Annotated in this window: 21 protein-coding genes; 7 read left to right on the top strand and 14 right to left on the bottom strand. The window is 47.7% G+C overall.

Annotated elements, in window-relative coordinates; translation table 11 throughout:
* Entirely contained in the window at positions 1-924 is a 924-nt protein-coding gene (gene glyQ / locus QMA41_RS22750; protein ID WP_006957480.1) for a glycine--tRNA ligase subunit alpha, read from the bottom strand.
* Positions 925-1,402: 478 nt separating this feature from the next.
* On the opposite strand from glyQ, the gene QMA41_RS22745 reads away from it, so the two are divergent.
* Entirely contained in the window at positions 1,403-1,957 is a 555-nt protein-coding gene (locus QMA41_RS22745) for a TMEM165/GDT1 family protein (RefSeq protein WP_281630682.1), read from the top strand.
* Between the two features lie 208 nt (positions 1,958-2,165).
* A complete protein-coding gene (locus tag QMA41_RS22740; protein ID WP_006957484.1) occupies positions 2,166-2,426 on the top strand; it encodes a hypothetical protein in 261 nt (86 codons plus the stop codon).
* A 54-nt stretch (positions 2,427-2,480) separates the two neighbouring features.
* On the opposite strand, the gene tusA is transcribed toward QMA41_RS22740, so the two are convergent.
* Positions 2,481-2,729: a sulfurtransferase TusA gene (gene tusA / locus QMA41_RS22735; RefSeq protein ID WP_038514221.1), complete on the bottom strand. Its 249-nt coding sequence runs from the start codon at positions 2,727-2,729 to the stop codon at positions 2,481-2,483.
* A gap of 134 nt (positions 2,730-2,863) precedes the next feature.
* On the opposite strand from tusA, the gene QMA41_RS22730 reads away from it, so the two are divergent.
* Positions 2,864-3,049, top strand: a complete 186-nt coding sequence (locus QMA41_RS22730; protein ID WP_082312960.1) for a hypothetical protein — start codon at positions 2,864-2,866, stop codon at positions 3,047-3,049.
* 157 nt (positions 3,050-3,206) lie between these two features.
* Positions 3,207-4,148 carry a LysR family transcriptional regulator gene (locus QMA41_RS22725; RefSeq protein WP_064488914.1) on the top strand — a complete coding sequence of 314 codons (942 nt, stop codon included), beginning with the start codon at positions 3,207-3,209 and terminating at the stop codon, positions 4,146-4,148.
* A 62-nt stretch (positions 4,149-4,210) separates the two neighbouring features.
* Here the strand turns inward: QMA41_RS22725 and QMA41_RS22720 are convergent, their stop codons facing one another.
* The 6 genes from QMA41_RS22720 to ilvG all read right to left on the bottom strand — a co-directional run bounded on the left by QMA41_RS22720 (position 4,211) and on the right by ilvG (position 11,659).
* On the bottom strand, positions 4,211-5,191 hold the full coding sequence (locus QMA41_RS22720) for an MDR family oxidoreductase (protein WP_095562062.1): 981 nt from the start codon (positions 5,189-5,191) through the stop codon (positions 4,211-4,213).
* Positions 5,192-5,363: 172 nt separating this feature from the next.
* A complete protein-coding gene (gene ilvA, locus QMA41_RS22715; protein ID WP_021456905.1) occupies positions 5,364-6,911 on the bottom strand; it encodes a threonine ammonia-lyase, biosynthetic in 1,548 nt (515 codons plus the stop codon).
* 3 nt (positions 6,912-6,914) lie between these two features.
* On the bottom strand, positions 6,915-8,756 hold the full coding sequence (ilvD, locus tag QMA41_RS22710) for a dihydroxy-acid dehydratase (RefSeq protein ID WP_038514209.1): 1,842 nt from the start codon (positions 8,754-8,756) through the stop codon (positions 6,915-6,917).
* Positions 8,757-8,769: 13 nt separating this feature from the next.
* Complete coding sequence (gene ilvE, locus QMA41_RS22705) at positions 8,770-9,714, bottom strand: branched-chain-amino-acid transaminase (protein WP_019273987.1); 945 nt, start codon at positions 9,712-9,714, stop codon at positions 8,770-8,772.
* A gap of 12 nt (positions 9,715-9,726) precedes the next feature.
* Positions 9,727-10,011 carry an acetolactate synthase 2 small subunit gene (gene ilvM, locus QMA41_RS22700; protein ID WP_006957495.1) on the bottom strand — a complete coding sequence of 95 codons (285 nt, stop codon included), beginning with the start codon at positions 10,009-10,011 and terminating at the stop codon, positions 9,727-9,729.
* 1 nt (position 10,012) lies between these two features.
* Positions 10,013-11,659, bottom strand: a complete 1,647-nt coding sequence (ilvG, locus tag QMA41_RS22695) for an acetolactate synthase 2 catalytic subunit (protein WP_021456907.1) — start codon at positions 11,657-11,659, stop codon at positions 10,013-10,015.
* Between the two features lie 504 nt (positions 11,660-12,163).
* Here ilvG and QMA41_RS22690 point away from each other — a divergent pair.
* A complete protein-coding gene (locus tag QMA41_RS22690) occupies positions 12,164-13,687 on the top strand; it encodes a YifB family Mg chelatase-like AAA ATPase (protein ID WP_281630681.1) in 1,524 nt (507 codons plus the stop codon).
* 32 nt (positions 13,688-13,719) lie between these two features.
* Here QMA41_RS22690 and QMA41_RS22685 read toward each other — a convergent pair whose 3' ends face one another.
* Entirely contained in the window at positions 13,720-14,703 is a 984-nt protein-coding gene (locus QMA41_RS22685; RefSeq protein WP_043009574.1) for a DUF2860 domain-containing protein, read from the bottom strand.
* Positions 14,704-14,886: 183 nt separating this feature from the next.
* Here QMA41_RS22685 and QMA41_RS22680 point away from each other — a divergent pair, with 183 nt between their 5' ends.
* Positions 14,887-15,771, top strand: a complete 885-nt coding sequence (locus QMA41_RS22680) for an acyltransferase (protein WP_006957501.1) — start codon at positions 14,887-14,889, stop codon at positions 15,769-15,771.
* Between the two features lie 55 nt (positions 15,772-15,826).
* Here the strand turns inward: QMA41_RS22680 and QMA41_RS22675 are convergent, their stop codons facing one another.
* The 5 genes from QMA41_RS22675 to QMA41_RS22655 all read right to left on the bottom strand — a co-directional run bounded on the left by QMA41_RS22675 (position 15,827) and on the right by QMA41_RS22655 (position 19,747).
* The gene (locus QMA41_RS22675; protein WP_006957502.1) at positions 15,827-16,447 is read right to left on the bottom strand and encodes a thiol:disulfide interchange protein DsbA/DsbL; all 621 of its coding nucleotides are present in this window, start codon (positions 16,445-16,447) and stop codon (positions 15,827-15,829) included.
* A gap of 30 nt (positions 16,448-16,477) precedes the next feature.
* Positions 16,478-17,464, bottom strand: coding sequence for a serine/threonine protein kinase (locus QMA41_RS22670; RefSeq protein ID WP_281630680.1), 987 nt, complete (start codon positions 17,462-17,464; stop codon positions 16,478-16,480).
* A gap of 55 nt (positions 17,465-17,519) precedes the next feature.
* Positions 17,520-18,938, bottom strand: coding sequence for a cytochrome c oxidase accessory protein CcoG (ccoG, locus tag QMA41_RS22665; protein WP_006957504.1), 1,419 nt, complete (start codon positions 18,936-18,938; stop codon positions 17,520-17,522).
* A 250-nt stretch (positions 18,939-19,188) separates the two neighbouring features.
* A complete protein-coding gene (locus QMA41_RS22660) occupies positions 19,189-19,455 on the bottom strand; it encodes a YihD family protein (RefSeq protein ID WP_006957505.1) in 267 nt (88 codons plus the stop codon).
* Between the two features lie 124 nt (positions 19,456-19,579).
* Positions 19,580-19,747: a hypothetical protein gene (locus QMA41_RS22655; protein WP_171341828.1), complete on the bottom strand. Its 168-nt coding sequence runs from the start codon at positions 19,745-19,747 to the stop codon at positions 19,580-19,582.
* Between the two features lie 312 nt (positions 19,748-20,059).
* Here QMA41_RS22655 and QMA41_RS22650 point away from each other — a divergent pair, with 312 nt between their 5' ends.
* Positions 20,060-20,857, top strand: a complete 798-nt coding sequence (locus QMA41_RS22650; protein WP_281630679.1) for a sporulation protein — start codon at positions 20,060-20,062, stop codon at positions 20,855-20,857.
* The last annotated feature ends 62 nt before the right edge of the window (positions 20,858-20,919 follow it).

Here is a 20,919-nt window from a genome sequence, read left to right as displayed (position 1 = left end):
TTACTTCTCCTCGCCTTCTTTCTTACACATTGGGAAGCCAAGAGCTTCACGTGATGCGTAGTACGCTTCTGCAACCGACTTAGTCAGGTTGCGGATTCGAAGGATGTAACGCTGGCGTTCTGTTACCGAGATAGCTTTGCGTGCATCAAGAATGTTGAATGCATGACCCGCTTTAAGAATGCGCTCGTAAGCTGGAAGCGGCAGTGGCTTCTCAAGCTCAAGTAGCTCTTTGGTTTCTTTTTCACATTGGTCGAAGAAAGTGAATAGGAAATCGACGTCTGCGTGCTCGAAGTTGTACGTTGACTGCTCCACTTCGTTTTGGTGGAAGATGTCACCGTAAGTGACTTTGCTGCCGTCTGGAGCTATGTTCCATACGAGATCGTAAACCGAGTCTACTTCTTGGATGTACATAGCGAGACGCTCGATACCGTAAGTGATTTCACCCGTTACTGGCTTACATTCAAGGCCGCCAACCTGCTGGAAATACGTAAACTGTGTGACTTCCATGCCGTTTAGCCATACTTCCCAGCCTAGGCCCCATGCGCCTAACGTTGGGTTTTCCCAGTTATCTTCGACGAAACGAATGTCGTGAACCAGAGGATCGACACCAAGTACTTCTAGAGAACCTAGGTACAGCTCCTGAATATTGTCTGGCGATGGTTTTAGCGCTACTTGGAATTGGTAGTAGTGCTGAAGACGGTTAGGGTTTTCACCGTAACGGCCATCGGTCGGACGACGTGAAGGTTGTACGTAAGCTGTAGACATTGGCTCTGGGCCAAGCGCTCGTAGACAAGTCATTGGGTGAGAGGTACCCGCACCCACTTCCATATCTAGCGGTTGAACAATGGTACAACCATTTTGAGCCCAATAATCCTGCAGCGCGAGGATCATTCCCTGGAAGGTTTTGATATCGTATTTTTGCATAAGTCAGGTTCGCGCGATTCTTCTGTTGCTGTTATTGATCAAATGTTCGCCGTAGTCGTGGCGATTTCTATCACTTTCAACACATTAATATAATGAAAATAACAATCAAGTATACCCAGATATTGCGTAGGGGAGTAGGGCTAATCTTGATTAATTCCTAGTCAGAATTCTCCTTTAATGGATTTTTAATGGCTTATTCGTCCAAATTTTCCTAAAAGGAAGTTTTTGACCACTTTGTTACTTGAGAAATGACATAGAGCTGGATAGAATTGCGTCCATCTTTGGGGAGTAGCTTACCAACACAATCAGCCTGATTGTTTGGTTCGTTCGTCAACATAATTGGTGCACAATCACCATGGCGCTCGAGACTCATCGCCTGATGGGTTTAGCAAGACCTTAGATAAACATCGTGAACCGGGGTGGGGCACGAGGTTTGTCTTAGGTTTAAAATAATTATCCCTGCCTCAATGAGCATGTCGTGAGCGTTTTAGCTATTTCAATTACCACTGTCGCTTTAGCCGAAATTGGTGACAAAACCCAGCTATTGTCTTTACTGTTGGCCAGTCGTTATCGAAAACCGATACCGATTATCGCCGCAATTTTCTTCGCTACTATTGCCAATCACGCTCTTGCGGCTTGGTTAGGCGTGGTTGTGGCCGACTATTTATCACCAGAGGTGCTTAAGTGGGCCGTGGTGGCAAGTTTTCTCGCTATGGCGGGTTGGGTGCTGATCCCAGATAAGTTGGATGATGACGATGAAATTTCCAACCGAGGGCCGTTTTTCGCCAGCTTTGTCGCGTTCTTTATCGCTGAAATTGGTGATAAAACCCAGATTGCCACCTCTATCTTAGGGGCTCAGTTTGCCGACGCGCTGACGTTGGTGATTATAGGCACCACGCTGGGTATGCTGGCAGCCAATGTTCCTGTGGTTTTAATTGGTAAATTGTCGGCCGATAAGATGCCGCTCAACCTGATTCGTAAGGTGACTGCCCTGCTGTTTATCGCTCTGGCGGTTGGCGCCGCGTTTTTGTAAAAATGTCGCTAAAGTGTGGTAAAAATCGGATATCTGGTGGAGAAATGCGATAGATCAAACTCTGTGCTAAATTCGTGTAAGGGCGTGATCGCTGACATATTAGTGTCATACTTGTCATGCTAACTTAACGGTGTGAATGATGTTACTCAAGGTGAGAATAATTCTGTTTGTTCTTCAAACACCTAGAGTATAGCGAGAGGGCAACATTATGCTTACACGTTATATGGGGATGACCCCAAAAAGTCAGAGTTATCTATTCACTTTCGGCTTGGTACTGTGCTTACTGGCAATGGTACTGACCGACATGTGGCTACCGATTGTTGCAGGTTCATTTGTGTTGACCGCGTTGACGGTTGAAGCCTGGATTCGAGTCGCGCACATTATCCCAATGCACGAAGAAATGCGGGCAATGCAAAAACAGCTGAGAAAATTGCAATCTGAAGTCCACACCATTGAATATGACGAATAAACAAACGGCTGCCCCAGGCAGCCGTTTTTCATTTCAATTAGTTTAGCGTTAACGCTAATCCATTCCTTTCTTGATCAGATACTGATAAGGCAGCTCTTCGGTTTGAGCTGCAATCAGCTGGTGATCCATAAAGCGGCAGAAGCTCGGAATGTCGCGTGTGGTGGATGGATCATCGGCTTTTACCAGCAGAATCTCACCCTCTTGCATGTTACGGATTGTCTTCCTGACCATCATCACGGGCTCTGGGCAGCGCAGTCCTTCTGCCTCTAAAGTTTGGGTCGCCTGTTCTGAATTGATTGTCATGGTCATATCTTTGTTACCTCAATAGGGGGTAGATAATACTGGTGAAGAAAAAATATTCAATAACCCCTTGGCAAAGCGATCAAATTGTTTTAACTTAGTTAACAAGTTGGTAACATTTAAAACAAGGAGCGCTTATGTTGACAGCTTTAGATCGTCTAACAATCTATTCCGTGCTGTGCTTTGTTTCTTTTTGCGCACTTGTTTTACGTACACCAGCAGAATCGTCGTTTATGCCTTTGCTCGGCATGGTTGCGACGGTTGTAGGGATTTGGCTCGAGATGCATCGCTGGCCGAGCGCATCTGAAGAGCAAGAAAATTGATGGTTGAACTTCCAACAACCATTCTCAATTGTAACTACGCTCAATTACATTCCGACACTATCCCCATTTTTCTTGGGCTTCCCCGCTGAAAGGCGGGATTTTTTTTATCTAAAGAGTACAATTCAATAAATATACCCTTCATTTTAAGTGGCTATTTGTGGAATTAGAAGACATCTATCGCCGTGATCTGAATTTGCTGGTGGCGTTGCGGGTTTTAATCGAAGAGTGCAGTGTCAGTAAGGCAGCACATCGGCTTAATCTTAGCCAGTCTGCGATGAGCCGAGTGTTAGGCCGCTTGCGTGACATGCTGGGTGACCCATTGTTTACGCGTCAGGGCCAGCACCTGATTCCAACCGAAAAAGCGCTCGAGGTCGACAAAGCACTGGGAGAGCCACTGGAGTCGCTGCGCCAGGTGTTGTCACCGATGCAAACTGAACCGCAAAGCTTTGAGAACACCTTCAATATCGCGACCACTGATTATGCGATGCAGACTATTCTGCCCTTTGCTTTGCCGCGTATCTATCAGGAGGCGCCCAATGTGTCAATTAACTTTCTACCTCTGCAACATGACCGATTAGCTGATCAGTTGACGTATGAAGGGGCGGATTTAGCCATATGCCGACCTATTGGCCCAGTAGAGCCACTGCGTAGTGAAATTCTTGGGCGTGTAGGGGTTTTATGCCTTTTATCTAAACAGCACCCGTTGGCCAACACGTCACTCAGTCTGAAGGACTACCTAACCTATCCACATGCGATGATTGCTATCAGTGATGGCGTCAAAGCGTTAATTGAGCAGGCTCTGGTCGATCAGCCAAAACGAAAAATGGTGCTGCGGGCTTATCATCTGGAAGCGGCATTGGCCATAGTGGATACCATGCCGTTGATCATTACGGTGCCAGCGGATTTAGCTTATCTGGTCGCCGAACGTTATGACTTGGCAGTTAAGCCTTTACCGTTCCAATTCACGCCGTTTGATTATTCGATGATCTGGCATGCACGTTGCGAGCACTCACCGGCACAGGAATGGCTGCGATCTGTGGTGAGAGAAGAGTGTAGCCGTTTGATTGCGAAACGTATCGCAGATATGGGATTGGATTAACACGATTTCGATCGATACAAAAAGAGCCAGCAATGCTGGCTCTTTTATTTTGAATCTTAGAATTACAGCTTAATCACAACGCGACCTGTTACTTGACCGTTAGTGATGTCTTCTGCGTACTTTGGTGCATCGGCAAGAGCTACTTCAGTACAGGCTTGCTCAAAGTAGCTGTCAGGTAGTAGTTCAACCAGCTTTTCCCAAGCGGCGATACGCTTCTCTGTTGGGCACATCACTGAGTCTACGCCTTGCAGGCGAACATTACGCAGAATAAAAGGCATCACTGTGGTCGGTAGGTCAAAGCCACCAGCCAAACCACATGCAGCTACTGCGCTGTTGTAATCCATTTGCGCCAGTACTTTAGCCAGTACTTTGCTGCCCACAGTATCAACGGCGCCAGCCCAAACTTGTTTTTCCAGTGGGCGTGCGGGTTCTTCAAACTCGACACGATCAATGATGCGACTTGCGCCCAGCTTTTCTAGGAGAGGACCATTTTGTTCAATGCGGCCAGTCACCGCCGCCACTTTGTAGCCGAGCGTTGCCAATAGCGTTACAGCTACTGAACCCACACCACCACTTGCACCAGTCACCAGAATTTCACCCGACTCAGGTTTGACACCAGCGTCGATCAGCGCTTGAACACACAGCATGGCAGTAAAGCCAGCAGTGCCAACCATCATGGCTTTTTTGCTGTCGATCCCTTTAGGCAGTGGTACCAACCAGTCTGCTTTTAGGCGCGCGCGTTGAGCCATACCACCCCAGTGATTCTCACCCACACCCCAGCCAGTTAATACGACTTTATCGCCGACTTGGTAACGTTCATCATCTGAGTGAGCAACGGTGCCTGCCATATCGATGCCCGGTACCATAGGGAAGTTGCGGATGATCTTACCTTTGCCAGTGATCGCCAGACCATCTTTGTAGTTGAGTGATGAGTAATCGACATCGATTAGTACGTCGCCTTGTGGCAATTGTGCTTCATCGATTTGTTCTACAGAGGCGATGGTGCGTTTTTCTTCTTGGTTTAGAATCAGTGCGTTAAACATAGATGGTCTCCACTACGCGGTAGCAAACATTTAAAAACTGATATTGAGTGTAGACTGAAAATCACTATGACTAAAATGAAACTTTAGCATTATATACATGCATACAGTGCATTGTGGAAAGTCGCCTTGGGCAGTAAAGAAAAAGCCAGTCATGTGACTGGCTTTTTGATGATTAAGAAAGGAAAAACTTATACGACGGGTTGTCGGTTTCGTCTTTGCATTGATAACCCAGCTCTCGCAAATGGGCGGAAAATCGTGATAAATCGGCTTCATCCAGTTCAAAGCCACACAATACTCGACCATAGTCGGCACCATGATTGCGATAGTTGAACAGACTGATGTTCCAATGTGTACCTAATGTGCTGAGGAATTTCAGCAATGCACCTGGGTACTCTGGGAATTCAAAGCTATATAGGCGCTCTTTCAGCTGCTTCGATGGTTTACCACCAATCATGTAACGAATGTGCAGTTTTGCCATCTCGTCGTCTGACAAGTCGACCACAGGATAACCGCCTTCACGCAGATCGTGAATGATGTGTTCCAGCTCTTCCTGCCCACCTTGTAGACGGACACCAACAAAAATGTTGGCCAGATCGTCATCGTTGTAGCGGTAGTTGAACTCAGTGACCGCTCGGCCGCCAATCAGGTTACAGAACTCAAAGAAAGCGCCTTGGCGTTCTGGAATCGTGACTGCCAGCAGGCCTTCACGTTTTTCACCCAATTCACAACGCTCAGAGACGTAGCGCAAACCGTGGAAGTTCGTGTTCGCACCTGACAGAACAGTACCTAGGTTGCTGTTCTTAAGCTCGTTTTGCTCGGCGTATTTCTTCAACCCAGCTAAAGCTAGCGCGCCAGAAGGCTCTGCGATAGCACGCGTATCTTCAAAGATGTCTTTGACTGCGGCGCAAATCTCATCGCTTGAAACGGTAATGTGCCCATCAAGGTATTTTTGACACAGGCGGAAGGTTTCTTCACCGATGCGTTTTACTGCGACGCCATCAGCAAACATGCTGACCTGATCGAGAACGACGGGCTCACCTGCATCTAAAGCTGCCTTAAGACACGCTGAATCTTCAGGCTCAACCGCGATGACTTTGATTTCTGGCATCAGCTGTTTGACCAACACCGCCACACCCGCTGCTAAACCACCGCCACCAACTGGCACGAAGATATGATCGAGGTGACCATTCTGTTGCAGCATCTCCATGCCAATGGTGCCTTGGCCTGCGATCACTAACGGGTGATCAAAAGGTGGCACAAATGTATAGCCATGTTGTTCTGACAAACGCTCGGCTTCAGCTTTGGCTTCATCAAAGTTATTGCCGTGCAGTACCACGTGACCGCCAAAACCACGCACCGCTTCGACTTTAATGTCAGGTGTGGTCTTTGGCATCACAATCGTGGTTTTGATACCAAGCTTAGTACCAGAAAGCGCCATGCCTTGGGCATGATTACCCGCTGAGGCTGCAATCACGCCAGCGGCTTTTTGCGCTTCAGACAAACTGGCAACCATATTGTAGGCACCACGTAGTTTGAACGAATGTACAGGCTGGCGATCTTCGCGCTTGATTTGCACCTTGTTACCAATCCGTTCACTCAGGCGTGGCATCTCCTGCAGAGGCGTTACCGTTGCTGCTTCATAAACCGGAGCTCTTAAGATATGGCGCAGATAGTCTGCGCCAGTCTGATGAGCTTTCCCTGAAAAGAGAGAATCAGACATAAGCTAGTCCTCTAGCTTAGATTTGTCTCGCACTGCCCCTTTGTCAGCACTGGTTGCCATACTTGCGTACGCTTTGAGTGCAAAAGAAACTTCACGTTGACGATCGACTGGTTTCCAGCCCAGTTCGTCTTGTTTTGCACGGCGCTCAGCAAGTTCCTGCTCTGAGACTTCTAAAGAAATAGAACGGTTTGGAATATCAATTGCGATCATATCGCCTTGTTTCACCAGACCAATCGCGCCACCATTCGCCGCTTCAGGTGAAGCATGACCAATGGAAAGGCCAGACGTACCGCCAGAGAAGCGACCATCTGTCAGCAGTGCACACTCTTTACCAAGCCCCATTGATTTCAGGTAAGTGGTTGGATAAAGCATTTCCTGCATGCCTGGGCCCCCTTTCGGGCCTTCGTAGCGGATGACAACCACATCGCCTGCTTTTACTTTACCGCCTAAGATGCCTTCAACGGCGTCTTCCTGACTTTCAAATACTACTGCAGGGCCAGTGAATTTATGGATACTTTCATCCACACCAGCGGTCTTCACGATACAACCATCAAGGGCGATGTTGCCTGATAGTACGGCTAGGCCACCTTCTTGAGAGAACGCGTGATCGATTGAACGGATACAACCATCAGCGCGATCATCATCAAGACGATCCCAACGACAATCTTGTGAGAACGCTTTGGTAGTACGAATGCCTGCAGGGCCTGCGCGGAAGAACTTCAATACATCTGCATCTTCCGTTTGGATGATGTCGTATTGTGCTAGCTGCTCTTTCATTGAAAGGCCGAGTACGGTGCGCGCATCATTGTGCAGCAAACCTGCGCGGTCTAGCTCACCAAGGATAGCCATAACACCACCCGCGCGGTGTACGTCTTCCATGTGATATTTCTGAGTAGATGGTGCCACTTTACATAGGTGAGGTACTTTGCGAGATAAGCGATCGATATCTTCCATATCGAAGTCAATCTCACCTTCTTGCGCAGCAGCGAGCAGGTGAAGAATGGTATTAGTTGAGCCGCCCATCGCAATATCAAGCGCCATTGCGTTTTCGAATGCATCAAAAGTGGCGATATTGCGCGGCAGTGCAGATTCGTCATCTTGCTCGTAGTAACGGCGTGTCAGTTCAACGATACGTTTACCAGCGTTGATAAATAGTTCTTCGCGGTCTGCGTGTGTCGCTAGCATTGAACCGTTACCTGGCTGAGAAAGACCAAGCGCTTCAGTCAGGCAGTTCATTGAGTTCGCTGTGAACATACCTGAACATGAACCACATGTCGGACACGCACTGCGTTCGATCTGTTCACTTTGCTCGTCTGAAACTTTCGGGTCTGCACCTTGGATCATCGCATCAACCAAGTCTAGCTTGATTATTTGGTCAGAAAGCTTAGTTTTACCCGCTTCCATTGGACCGCCAGATACAAAGATTACTGGGATGTTAAGGCGCATTGACGCCATCAGCATTCCCGGAGTGATTTTGTCACAGTTGGAGATACATACCATGGCATCGGCACAGTGAGCATTCACCATGTACTCTACCGAGTCAGCGATAAGCTCACGCGATGGCAGTGAATAAAGCATGCCACCGTGGCCCATTGCGATACCATCGTCGACTGCGATGGTGTTGAATTCTTTGGCTATACCGCCTGCTTTCTCGATTTCACCGGCGACCAGTTGGCCCATATCTTTAAGGTGAACGTGGCCCGGTACAAACTGAGTGAATGAGTTCACGACTGCGATGATTGGTTTACCAAAATCTTCATCTTTTACGCCAGTTGCACGCCACAGTGCACGAGCACCCGCCATGTTACGACCGTGAGTGGTGGTTGCTGATCTGTATTTAGGCATCTTACTACTTCCTTTATTTTGCCGCGTCTGCTGGGTAAACGTAATCTAACCAGCCCCACTTATCTTCAGTGGTGCCGTTGAATAGTCCAAAGTAAGCTTCTTGCAGCTCTTTGGTGATAGGGCCGCGTTTACCGCTGCCTACGTCAATTTTATCTATGGTTGCAACAGGAACGACCTCTGCTGCAGTACCTGTCATAAACACTTCGTCTGCTAGGTAAAGTGCTTCACGAGCAATATTTGCTTCGCGAACTTCGTAACCTTTGTCACGAGCGATCGTCATGATCGAATCACGAGTGATGCCCGGAAGGATGGCGCTGGTAGCAGGTGGTGTGGTGATCACTCCATCTTTAATCACAAAGATGTTCTCACCTGCGCCTTCAGACAAATAACCATCAACACTTAATGCAATACCCTCATCGTAGCCATGACGACGTGCTTCACCGCCAACCAGCAATGAAGATAGGTAGTTACCGCCAGCTTTCGCTGCGGTTGGAATGGTGTTTGGCGCTGCGCGGTTCCAGCTGGAAATCATCGCATCGACCCCTTTCTCCAAGGCTTCTTCACCTAGGTAAGAGCCCCATGGGAAAGCGGCGATGATCAGGTCCATTTCGGTGCCCTGCGGTGGACATACACCAAGGCCAACATTGCCAACAAAACCTAGCGGACGAATATAAGCGCTATCGAGTTTGTTCTCGCGCAGTGTTTCGCGCGTCGCTTCCATGATTTCATCCACAGAGTAAGGGATAGGGAAACGGTAGATCTTGGCTGAATCCTTCAGTCGCTTCGCATGCTCACGATGGCGGAATATAATTGGTCCTTTAGGCGTGTTGTAGCAGCGCACACCTTCAAATACTGAAGTACCGTAGTGCATCGCATGAGTCAATACGTGGACATTCGCTTCTTTCCACGGTACCAGCTTGCCATTAAACCAAATGTAATCCGCTGTTGTAGTAGCCATTATTGCCTTCCTTTATGCACAAATTTTTTGTTGTAGGTTGTTATTCGGTAGCTCGTCACTGGCGATTTGTGTTACCTCAACCGTGCGCACATCCCAGAGCTTTTCAATCTGATTGGTCAGAAAGGAGATCGGACGATCGCTGTCGACGATGATCTCGACACTGGCAATCTTGCTCTCATGGTTCTGTGTGCCTGCAACTTGTCTAACAATGAAACCACGATGGCGAACCACACGAAGAACACGCTCCAGCAGTACCGGTTTGTCGTCTGCTTTAATGTCGATTAGATATCTTTCCATCTTAAGTGTTCTCCAGCATGTCATTGTTAGAAGCACCCGGCGGTACCAGTGGCCACACGTTTTCTTCTTCGTCGATTAAAACGTGCAGCAAGTACGAGGTTTCACTATCCAGCATTTCCTGAATCGCTGGCTCAACTTCTTCTTTTCTTGTGATCGTTTTTCCAGGAATATCAAACGCTTTAGCTAAGGTGATGAAATCTGGGTTGTCATCCAGAATGGTTTCACTGTGGCGACCATCAAAGAACAGCGACTGCCATTGACGTACCATGCCTAAGCGTTGGTTGTTCAATAGAACGATTTTGACCGGAATCTGGCGACGTTTTAGCGTGCCCAGTTCCTGAACGTTCATCATGAAAGAGCCGTCACCTGTAATAAGGATAGACTGATCATCCGGACGTGCGACCGCGGCACCCATAGCGGCAGGAAGGCCAAAGCCCATGGTGCCTAAGCCTGCGGATGTGATGAAGTTTTGTGGGTCACGTGGCTGAATATGCTGCGCTGCCCACATCTGGTGCTGACCTACATCGGTTGAGACCATTGAACTATCAGGCATCATGTCGGACAACTGTTTGAGCATACCCGGAGCAAAAATCAGATCACCCGGGTGGTCGTAACGCCACTTAAAGCCACTACGCAGACTTTCACTGTGCTTGACCCATGGCGTGATGTCTTGAGTCAGCTCGAGTTGAGGAAGAAGGGAATTGATATCACCGCGCAGTGGCGCATGGGCGTGACGCAGCTTGTTGATCTCAGCGGCATCGATGTCGATATGGATAACGCGAGCGTGAGGGGCGAACGTTTCCAATTTACCTGTTACTCGGTCATCGAATCGCGCGCCAACAGCAATCAACAGGTCACATTCTTGAACGACTAGGTTCGCGGCTTTGGTGCCGTGCATACCCAGCATACCAAGGTAATGTGGGTCGTGACGTTCAATAGTACCTAAGCCTTTCAGGGTGCTGACCGAAGGCATTGGGTTTAAACGTAAGAATTCGCGAACGGCTTTTGTGGCTTTTCCCAGTTGTACACCGCCACCAACATAAAATACTGGGCGGGTACTTTGTGAAAGAAGCTCCTGAGCGGCAGAAACGGCTTCTGCTTGAGGAACGGGAAGCGCTGGTGGTGTGAATGGAGGCAAAACGTCAACCGGTGCCTGAGCCAGCTGAACATCTTTAGCGATGTCGACAATCACTGGTCCTGGTCGGCCTGCTTTAGCGACTTCAAACGCTTCGGCTAAAGTTGGTGCAAGCTCTTCAATCTCAGTCACGAGGTAGCTGTGCTTGGTACAGGATAGCGACATTCCTATCACATCCATTTCCTGGAAAGCGTCTGTCCCGATGTGGGAACTGGCGACCTGACCCGTGATTGCCACCATTGGGATCGAATCCATAAACGCATCGGCCAAACCGGTTACTAGGTTAGTGGCTCCGGGACCAGATGTTGCCATACAGACTGCGACATCTTGAGTCGCGCGTGCCATACCGATAGCGGCCATCGCTGCACCTTGTTCGTGACGGCAGAGGATGTGTTCGACGCCACCGTCATACAGCGCGTCATAAATTGGCATGATGGCACCGCCTGGATAGCCGAATACGGTTTTGATGCCCTGTTGCTTTAATGCGGCTACGACTAATTCAGCACCTGTCATCGTAAGCCTCCTTGGCTACCTAAGTAGCAATGTTGTGTTGTTGTGCACGTCATGTGCGCTCCCATTCTTCCTGCCAGCTTGCGGCTGAGCTCTTTATTTTTCTGTCTGCCTGACTAAGTCAGTGTTTATTTTTTCGCTGATTTTCAGCGTTTAAGTTGAAAAAAACCCCCGGACTTTTCAGTGCGGGGGTTTTTTTGAATTTGGTGTTTTATTTTTCGCCCACCAGCCCCCGCGCGGAATCAATAATGACCACGATAATCAGGACAATCAGTGCGTTAATGCGGGCGTTGAAATTCATATTCTTTTTTAATGTTGTGCTTACGTAATATGGTACGAAATTGTTTGCGTCACTAGTGGTAACATAGAATTCCGTTACATGACAAGCAAAAAGTCATTCTTTTTTCACATTCTCTCATCATCTCACCACGCTATATAACAAGATTGTTAGAAAAGTGCGCAAGTTATCAAACAGATAAATAGATAGCAGAGAGTGTAGGAAAAATTATGGGCTTAGCCATTATTTACAGTCGGGCATCGGTGGGGGTTGAAGCGCCACCTGTGACGGTAGAGGTGCATATCAGTAATGGAATGCCGGGGTTCACTCTGGTGGGATTACCGGAAACCACTGTTAAAGAATCACGCGACCGAGTGCGCAGTGCGATCATCAACTCTCGATTTGAGTTCCCAGCCAAGCGAATCACGGTCAATCTTGCACCCGCCGATCTGCCCAAGGAGGGAGGGCGCTTTGATCTGCCGATTGCACTAGGCATTCTCGCCGCTTCAGAGCAGATCCCAGTCAGCGGCTTGGCAGAAAAAGAGTTCGTTGGTGAACTGGCTTTGTCGGGTGAGCTGCGCGGAGTGAAAGGGGTATTGCCTGCAGCGCTGGCATCCAACAAAGCACAGCGAAGCTTGGTTGTACCTCATTACAATGGCGATCAAGCCGCGTTAGTGGGCGAAGAACAGCATAAATCTGCCCAAAGCTTGCTAGAAGTGTGCGCCGATCTTTGTGGCCAACAAAAACTTAGCCTGCATCAAACACAAAATCTGCACCGAGCGGTGGATAATGGCCGCGACTTACAAGACATCATTGGTCAGCAGCAAGGTAAACGTGCTTTGGAAATTGCTGCGGCAGGCAACCATAACTTGTTATTTTTAGGCCCGCCTGGGACGGGAAAAACCATGCTTGCCTCGCGTTTGTGCGATTTGCTGCCGGAGATGAGTGACGACGAAGCAATGGAAACGGCGTCTGTTGCGTCACTAACTCAGCAGGAAATCAATGCGCTTAACTGGAAGCGGCGCCCCTTTCGTGCACCGCACCATTCAAGCTCAATGGCAGCGCTCGTCGGCGGAGGCACAATCCCAAGACCGGGTGAAATTTCGTTGGCCCACAATGGATTGCTGTTTCTTGATGAAATGCCAGAGTTTGAACGTAAGGTTCTTGACTCATTGCGTGAGCCGCTGGAATCCGGGGAGATTATTATCTCGCGTGCTCAGGGCAAAGCTCGCTTCCCTGCGCGCTTTCAACTGGTGGGGGCTCTCAATCCCAGTCCGACGGGCTATTACGAAGGTAATCAGTCGAGAGTGAATCCGCAAACCATTTTACGTTATCTGAGTCGGTTATCTGGTCCTTTACTGGATCGTTTCGATATGTCACTTGAGATCCCTGCTTTACCTAAAGGTACTTTGGCCGAAGGTGGCGATCGTGGTGAGACTACAGAAGTAGTTAAGCAAAGGGTTCTCAATGCCAGAGCCTGTATGCTGGAGCGATCCAATAAGGTTAATGCACTGTTGGGCAGTCGCGAAATAGAGGAGTACTGTCCATTGAAAAAAGAAGATGCGCAGTTTTTGGAGAGTGCGTTGCACCGACTTGGGTTGTCAATTCGGGCTTATCACCGAATCATCAAGGTCGCGCGCACAATTGCTGATTTAGATGGTCAGTCGCAGATTGCTCGCCATCACCTGGCTGAAGCGTTGGGGTATCGGGCAATGGACCGATTGCTTAAGCAATTGACCGCTCAGGCGGTGTAAAAAAGCCCGCACTGGGCGGGCTGTACTTCAACTTAGAATTGGTAGTTCATACCGACCGAGAGCAAATACTGATCTTCATCGTAGAAGTCGATGTTGGAGTCGGTTTTGGAGTAGCCAGCAAACGAAATCAACGACCAGTCTTGCCAGCCCATGAACTCTTGATACTCGTAAGCTGCGAAGAAGCTCAGTTCATCTTCGTCACGCGTCTTGCCGTAAATTGGGTTAACGGCGTCGTAAGAGCGGTTAGTGTACCCAGCGGTCAGTGCGAACTGGTGGCGGTTCATGATCTTAAAGTAACTTAGCTCACCGCCAACTGAATCGAGTGAGTTGGCATCTCCGTCGGCATCAGTTTTGATGTAGGTGAGTGAAGGCTGCAAGAACGAAGAGCGAGTTAACGGTAGACGATAGTCACCTTTTAGATAGATAGATGAAGAGTCTCGTTGCAGCACTTTAGTTACTTCTGGATCAGATGAATAGCTAGTTCCAGATTTTTCATCGTCAATATCGCGGGTTGCATACGCGGTGTCTAGGCTGAAGTTAGAGCCCATAATATTGTTGAACTTCAGACGGAATGCATTGCCTGTTTCGTCTGTGGTTTGACGCTCTTGGCCCGTCAGGAATGGGTCAGACCAAGTTTCGCCCGACATCACTGTCGGTAGGAAAGAGGCATCAATCACCATACCTGACGCAAGTTGTTGCTTATATCCTAGCTCCAGCGCTAATGTACCGACAGCGATATCTTCACGAGCCATACCTACGTAAAACTGTTTGTCTAAATTTGTACCGAAGGTATAGGCCAAGCTACCAAGTGGCAGTACTAGCGCACCGCTGTCTGAAGAGGCCGTTTGATTGACATCATTGATGGTTTTATCGCCATCGGTATTGAAGTTTGAAGTGGTAGAGGCAAATCCAGCGCTGAGTGACACTTCACCACTAAATCCTGCTTGTTCTGATAGCTGAGCCATCGTTGGAAGGGCAACCAGCGACAGGGCTATTAGAGAGAGTTTGGCTTTCATTGAGGGTTCTCCTTGTTATGAACCTTTTGACATTAGATAAGTGGTTGTCGAAGTTTTGTCGAACTAATCTGACCATCGTCAGAGTGATTCCAATGTGGTTACGGACTTGTATAATTACACGCTGTTTTATTATTCATAAATGAAACGTTATAAATTCTATCTGGGATCTCATTAATAAGCGTTATGTTTGCATACCTACTCCTTGTTCTGAATGTGGCTCTGGTCATCCTTAACTCAGCTTTTTGCTCGATCGTCATTTGTATCATTGCTTTGATTAAAGCCGTGTTACCAAAAGGTAAATTGCAGGCAAAAGGTACTGCAATGGCTAATCGGGTAATGTGGCTGTGGGCGACCATTAACTCCGGCATTCTTTCCTTGTTCAATCGTGTCGAATGGGACATCGAAGGCGGTCAAAGTTTAAGGAAAGACGGCTGGTATTTACTGATCAGTAACCACCTAAGCTGGACCGACATTGTTGTATTGTGCTGTGTGTTTAAAGACCGCATTCCTATGCCGAAGTTCTTTCTTAAGCAACAATTATTTTACGTTCCGTTTATAGGAATGGCGTGCTGGGCGCTGGATATGCCGTTTATGCGCCGCTATTCCCGAGAGTATTTGATTCGCCACCCGGAAAAGCGTGGTCAAGATTTGGCAACAACTCGTCGATCTTGTGCCAAGTTCAAGCACACCCCAACGACCGTGGTGAATTATGTGGAAGGCACACGTTTTACTGAGCAGAAGCAGAAAAAGAGCAAAGCAGGCTATCAGTACTTGTTGCAGCCCAAAACGGGGGGAATTGCTTATACGTTGGCGGCCATGGGCGATCAGTTTGAAAACATTATTGATGTCACGCTAGCGTACCCAGAAAACACCGATAAACCGTTTCGCGATATGCTGATGGGACGAATGACCAAGATAGTCGTACGCATCAAAGTGTTGCCTGTCGATGACAGCGTTCGTGGGGATTACTTCAACGATAAACCTTACAAGCGCCAGTTTCAGCAATGGTTGGGTGATATATGGCAGGATAAAGATGAACTGCTAAAAGAGATTCATCAGGATAAGTAGATCAATCGAACACTAAAAAGGGAGCCAAGGCTCCCTTTGTTACGTAATCAACTTATTACTTTTTAGTCAGCAGGAAGTTTACCAACTCGAAGTATTCGTTAATTGTCTTGATGCTCTGTGCTTGAACAAGGTACTTATTGTTTACGACAACTGCTGGTACGCCAGATAGGCCGCTGTCTTTAAACTGCTTGTCGAAGCGGCGCACCATAGAGTCAACGGCAAAGCCTTTGAATGCTGCATCAAATTTCTTCGCATCAATGCCTTCGTCTAGGAAGATTTGACGCAATTCTTCATCATTTTTTGGTGGCTTACGCATGTTGTGAATGCGGTTAAACATGACTGGTACCATTTTGTCTTCCACTTTCAGCGCTACCATGGTCGCGTAGGCTTTGCTCATCGACTCACCCATGCTACCACCCATGAAGGAAACGTGATTTTTCTGGAATTTAGCCCCTTCTGGAAGTTGAGCTTTTAGCTGTTCGATGATTGGCTCAAACGTATTACAGTGTGGGCAGTAGAAAGAGAAAAACTCGGTCACTGTTGGCTTTTGTGAAGCCTTGCTGAGAGAAGCTGAAGGAATATCAAGAACTTGATAATGTTCACCTTCTTTGAATTGAGCGGCGTGAGCAGAAAGGCTCAACATAACAGTTGCGACAAGTGCAAACAGCTTTTTCATTATTGACTCCATGTTTGTCATTTTGGCTTCTTACCACTGAGGCATCAGTGAGAGTGGTGGCTCACTCAATGCCGAAATTTGTTCTTTGAAAGCTAATACCTGGCTTTCCCAGTATTTTGGATCATCAAACCACGGGAAGGCGATAGGAAAAGCAGGATCCTGCCATCTTTTTGCCAACCATGCCATATAGTGCACCATACGTAGACCGCGTAAAGGTTCAATTAGTTTCAATTCGTTGGTATTAAAGTCGTTAAACTCCTGATACGCCTCAAGCAGAATATCTAATTGCATCAGTTTATCGGCACGCTCGCCATTAAGCATCATCCACAAGTCTTGTACTGCCGGTCCATTACGAGAGTCATCAAGATCGACAAACATTGGGCCGTCGCGCCAGAGAATGTTCCCCGGATGGCAATCACCGTGAAGGCGAATGATGTTGGCTGAGTCATCCCATTGTTGTTGCAGCGATTGAATCAACAAGTCTAAGTCATTGAAGAAGGCATTCTCCAGATGAAATGGAATAAACTGTGATTGCTCCAGAATCTTACGTGGTTGATGCAGGTATTCTTCGAGACTGATGGTGGGTCTGTGCTTAAAGGGCATTCGAGCGCCGACTTTATGGATTCGACCAAGGAAACGACCTACACCTTCCAATTGTTCGAGGTTATCCACTTCAAACTGGCGTCCGCCAACACTGGCAAACAGTGCAAACAGATACCCCTGATATTGATGCAGAGTTTGCCCCTGAATTTTTATCGGTGGGGCAACCGGGATATCGGATTCAATCAGCTCCAGAGTAAAGTCGTGCTCTTCTTGTATCTGTTCTGAACTCCAGCGCTCGGGGCGATAAAACTTCACCACATAACGTTGACGCTCTTCATCGGTAAACTGATAAACACGGTTTTCATAGCTGTTGAGTGCTAGAAAGCCGGATTCGGCGCGAACGCCAATGCTTTCCAAGGCGTACCACATAAAGTCGGGTGTCAGAGCATCAAAGTTAAAGGCTTGTTGTGTCATAAATAAAAAGGGCTCATTGCTGAGCCCTTTTCCATGTTTTAGGTAGAGGTAGCCGCTAAAGCTTTTTAATAAAGCGGCTTTCTACTTCAATCGTAAAGTCTTCGCTATCGGACAGTATAAACTGAATTGTCGCAACAGGAGAGCTGAGATTGTCCGGATTGACGCCTAAGCTCATTGGCAGGTTGTACACTTCACCCGGTGAAACGTGGACAGTTTGTTTGCCATACCAAGAGACATCAGTGAGCCCTAACACATCCAACTTATACTCTTGAGTTTGCTGAGTTTTGTTGATGATCTTCAGTGTGTAGGTGTTTTCGACTTCGCCGGAGCTGTTGACGCGGAATAACTGATTACGGTCACGCAGCACGCTAAGACCTGCTGGGTCAACGGCAGCCACTTGAGCAAAGAACAAACCGATCATCACTAACAGTACCGCGCCATAGCCAAGTAATTTAGGGCGCATGACTTTGGTATTTTTGCCTGACAAACGATGCTCTGTGGTGTAGCTGATCAGGCCTTTTTCATAGCCCATACGATCCATCGTATTGTCACAGGCATCAATACAAGCGCCACAGTTGATGCACTCATATTGCAGGCCATCGCGAATATCGATACCGGTCGGACACACCTGCACACACAGGTTACAGTCGATACAGTCGCCTAAACCCAGAGCTTTTGGATCGGCTTTACGTGAGCGAGCACCACGAGATTCGCCTCGTTTTGTATCGTAGCCAACGATGAAGGTATCTTTATCAAACATGGCTGACTGGAAGCGCGCATACGGACACATGTGGACACACATGATCGAGCGCATCCAACCTGCATTGGCGTAGGTACAGCCTGCAAAGAATAGTACCCAGAACACTGGCCAGAAATCAGCGTTAAAGGTGAAGAACCCGAGTACAAGATCTTTGATAGGAACAAAGTAGCCGGTAAAGGTGAAACCTGTTGCCAGTGCAATGGCCCACCATGCTAGGTGCTTAAGTCCTTTACGCATTGCAAGATTAGCGGTCAGCTTGCCTGAGTCTTGTTTGCGGCGTTTGTTGGCACTGCCTTCTAGCTTCTCTTCAAACCAGATGTACATGAAGGTCCAGACGGTTTGCGGACACAAATAGCCACACCATACCCGACCTAAGAAGGTGGTAAGGAAGAACAGACCGAAAGCGGAAATCATGAACAGCAATGCCAGCAAGGTCAGATCTTGCGGGTAAAGTGTGGTACCAAAGAAGTTAAACTGCTGATGACCAAGGTCTAATAGAACTGCCTGACGTTCCCCGTACGGAATCCATGGCACCATAGCGAAGAGAACCAGTAGCAACCAGCCTCCGTAGCGACGTAACTGTTGAAATGTGCCCTTACTTTCACGCACGTAGATGCGGTTGCTCGGGTTAAACCTGTCCCCAGTGTTTTTGTGCGTCTTGGGGTTAAAGGTCTTGGGAGTCACGTCTTTTATCTCAATTTTGTCCTGACTCATTACGCTTCCTTCTTGGGCTAAAGGCGAGATTTCTTAGCGATCCCGCTCTGCGACTTTGCTCTTTAATATTTTAGTATTTTCTTATGGACGGCGATTATATACGCAATCATTTTTTTATTTCTTTAAGGCTATCAACCTTTAACAACAAAGATCAGTACAGTTTTATAAATAAATTGCCTAACAGTTTTGCCCGTCTAAATGATTTGGATATAAAAAAAGCGACCCTAAGGTCGCTCTGGCCTAAGCCTGATTATTTGATGATGCCACGCGCCCGCAGAATCGCGGTTTTAAAATCGTCTTCCTGATCTTTTTTCAGCCCCGGAATCATTTCATCTTTGCTGCTGTTGCGCATTTTGAGGTGGTAGATCAGTACATCGTCGGTGAGATCTTCCAGTTTACCTTCGTAACCTGCTTCCTGCGCGAGTTGGACAATAAACTGCAGCAGGTTCATTTGCTGATCTTTTTGCCATTCAGGCTCGAGTAGCTCGAGTAGTTCTTCAATGCGATGACACTTCATCGGCTTTCTCCACACTTTCTATGTTGGTATGCGGTTAAGGTACCAAATCAGACAGGCCAATACCATGGATTCAGGGATGGGAGAATGAGAAAAGAAAAAGCGCAGTGGAGACTGCGCTTTATGCCTATGCCGCCTTAGTGACTTTGGCTGCAGAAGAGGACATTAACGCTGTCTTTTCTACTAAAGTCATTCCGGGCGCGAGTTTTTGTGCCGCTGGAGTAGTGACAAAGCCACCACGACGACGCATCGCACGGTTTGTGTGCGACGTACACCTGACTGCTGTTGGGCGCATTGATTAACCTAACTGCCAGGCACATCCATTGCCGAACTTATGGCCTGATTAGCTATGAGTTGCGCTTCATTACTGAAGAATGGCTCTTCTGGCTCACGCCAATCCAAGTAGCTAATCAGGAATAATGATATGAAATATGCATATCAGGGATCAGATTAGCATCATCCGATCAATTGATCGATATCTAATCGATCTTGTTTGTTTCCTCTCACTACAATTATGTGAGAGGCGTAGTAGCAGTGAGACAAGTGTGCGGATTAGTATGATACCGTGTGATTATGTTGATGGCTGCGCTTTACCAAGGAGGTGTGCATGTCGTTTTTTAAGAAAACCCTCGCGAGTTTTGGTATCGGTTCTGCAAAAGTCGACTCCGTTCTGCAGCAGGAAGTGCTGTATCCGGGTGAAAAGGTCAATGTGACGATTCATGTCTACGGCGGCTCGACGGCGCAGGAAATTGATAATATTGAGATGAAGCTTTATTGCCGCTACATCAAAGAAGTACCAGCTAATCAAAACAGAGACGAGCATAACAGCGGCCATATGCGTCGTATGCCGACCAGCTATACCTTGGCTCACTGGACGTTACCGTATGCATTTACCATTGAGCCGGGAGAAACGCGTGATTTTGAAGTCGAGCTGGACGTGCCATGGAATGCGCCTGTCACCATTGGTGATTCCAAAGTGTGGTTGGAAACCGGGCTGAATATCGCCTTGGCTAAAGATCCTAGTGACACTGATATTCTTACGGTGCGTCCTGATCCTTTGTTAGATGGTATTTTTACGGCTTTGGAAGAGCAGGGGCTGCGTATTCGTCAGGTTGAGTGTGAAGCGGTTGAGGGATTTGAGCTACCGTTTGTTCAGGAGTTTGAATTTGTGCCGACCACTGGGCCTTTTCACGGTCGCTGGCGCGAATTGGAAATGGTGGCGTATCGCAGTGATGATGAATTACAGATGTGGTTTGAAATTGATCGACATCGTGAAGGTGCAAAGGGAATGCTAGCAAGCTTGTTAGGTGGTGGGCAGTTAAAACGTCAGCTGACGATTTCCGTTTATACCCCAGCAGATCAGGCAGGTCAGCAAGTTGTAGAGTATCTCGACAGTCACTCTTAACGTAAAGTTAACAGTTTGGGCTTACAAGTGTAAGCTGAATGTGCCATACTTTGGAGTAAATA

The sequence above is a fragment of the Vibrio sp. St2 genome (assembly GCF_947311885.1).
Classification (GTDB): Bacteria; Pseudomonadota; Gammaproteobacteria; order Enterobacterales; family Vibrionaceae; genus Vibrio; species Vibrio coralliilyticus.
This window is presented reverse-complemented; position numbering and strand designations above follow the sequence as displayed.

Excerpts from the sequence above, each read along its gene's own strand:
- glyQ (WP_006957480.1), bottom strand. The coding sequence starts at position 924 with ATGCAAAAATACGATATCAAAACCTTCCAGGGAATGATCCTCGCGCTG.
- QMA41_RS22740 (WP_006957484.1), top strand. The coding sequence starts at position 2,166 with ATGCTTACACGTTATATGGGGATGACCCCAAAAAGTCAGAGTTATCTA.
- tusA (WP_038514221.1), bottom strand. The coding sequence starts at position 2,729 with ATGACAATCAATTCAGAACAGGCGACCCAAACTTTAGAGGCAGAAGGA.
- QMA41_RS22730 (WP_082312960.1), top strand. The coding sequence starts at position 2,864 with ATGTTGACAGCTTTAGATCGTCTAACAATCTATTCCGTGCTGTGCTTT.
- QMA41_RS22720 (WP_095562062.1), bottom strand. The coding sequence starts at position 5,191 with ATGTTTAACGCACTGATTCTAAACCAAGAAGAAAAACGCACCATCGCC.
- ilvA (WP_021456905.1), bottom strand. The coding sequence starts at position 6,911 with ATGTCTGATTCTCTCTTTTCAGGGAAAGCTCATCAGACTGGCGCAGAC.
- ilvD (WP_038514209.1), bottom strand. The coding sequence starts at position 8,756 with ATGCCTAAATACAGATCAGCAACCACCACTCACGGTCGTAACATGGCG.
- ilvE (WP_019273987.1), bottom strand. The coding sequence starts at position 9,714 with ATGGCTACTACAACAGCGGATTACATTTGGTTTAATGGCAAGCTGGTA.
- ilvM (WP_006957495.1), bottom strand. The coding sequence starts at position 10,011 with ATGGAAAGATATCTAATCGACATTAAAGCAGACGACAAACCGGTACTG.
- ilvG (WP_021456907.1), bottom strand. The coding sequence starts at position 11,659 with ATGACAGGTGCTGAATTAGTCGTAGCCGCATTAAAGCAACAGGGCATC.
- QMA41_RS22690 (WP_281630681.1), top strand. The coding sequence starts at position 12,164 with ATGGGCTTAGCCATTATTTACAGTCGGGCATCGGTGGGGGTTGAAGCG.
- QMA41_RS22685 (WP_043009574.1), bottom strand. The coding sequence starts at position 14,703 with ATGAAAGCCAAACTCTCTCTAATAGCCCTGTCGCTGGTTGCCCTTCCA.
- QMA41_RS22680 (WP_006957501.1), top strand. The coding sequence starts at position 14,887 with ATGTTTGCATACCTACTCCTTGTTCTGAATGTGGCTCTGGTCATCCTT.
- QMA41_RS22675 (WP_006957502.1), bottom strand. The coding sequence starts at position 16,447 with ATGAAAAAGCTGTTTGCACTTGTCGCAACTGTTATGTTGAGCCTTTCT.
- QMA41_RS22670 (WP_281630680.1), bottom strand. The coding sequence starts at position 17,464 with ATGACACAACAAGCCTTTAACTTTGATGCTCTGACACCCGACTTTATG.
- ccoG (WP_006957504.1), bottom strand. The coding sequence starts at position 18,938 with ATGAGTCAGGACAAAATTGAGATAAAAGACGTGACTCCCAAGACCTTT.
- QMA41_RS22660 (WP_006957505.1), bottom strand. The coding sequence starts at position 19,455 with ATGAAGTGTCATCGCATTGAAGAACTACTCGAGCTACTCGAGCCTGAA.
- QMA41_RS22655 (WP_171341828.1), bottom strand. The coding sequence starts at position 19,747 with ATGCGCCCAACAGCAGTCAGGTGTACGTCGCACACAAACCGTGCGATG.
- QMA41_RS22650 (WP_281630679.1), top strand. The coding sequence starts at position 20,060 with ATGTCGTTTTTTAAGAAAACCCTCGCGAGTTTTGGTATCGGTTCTGCA.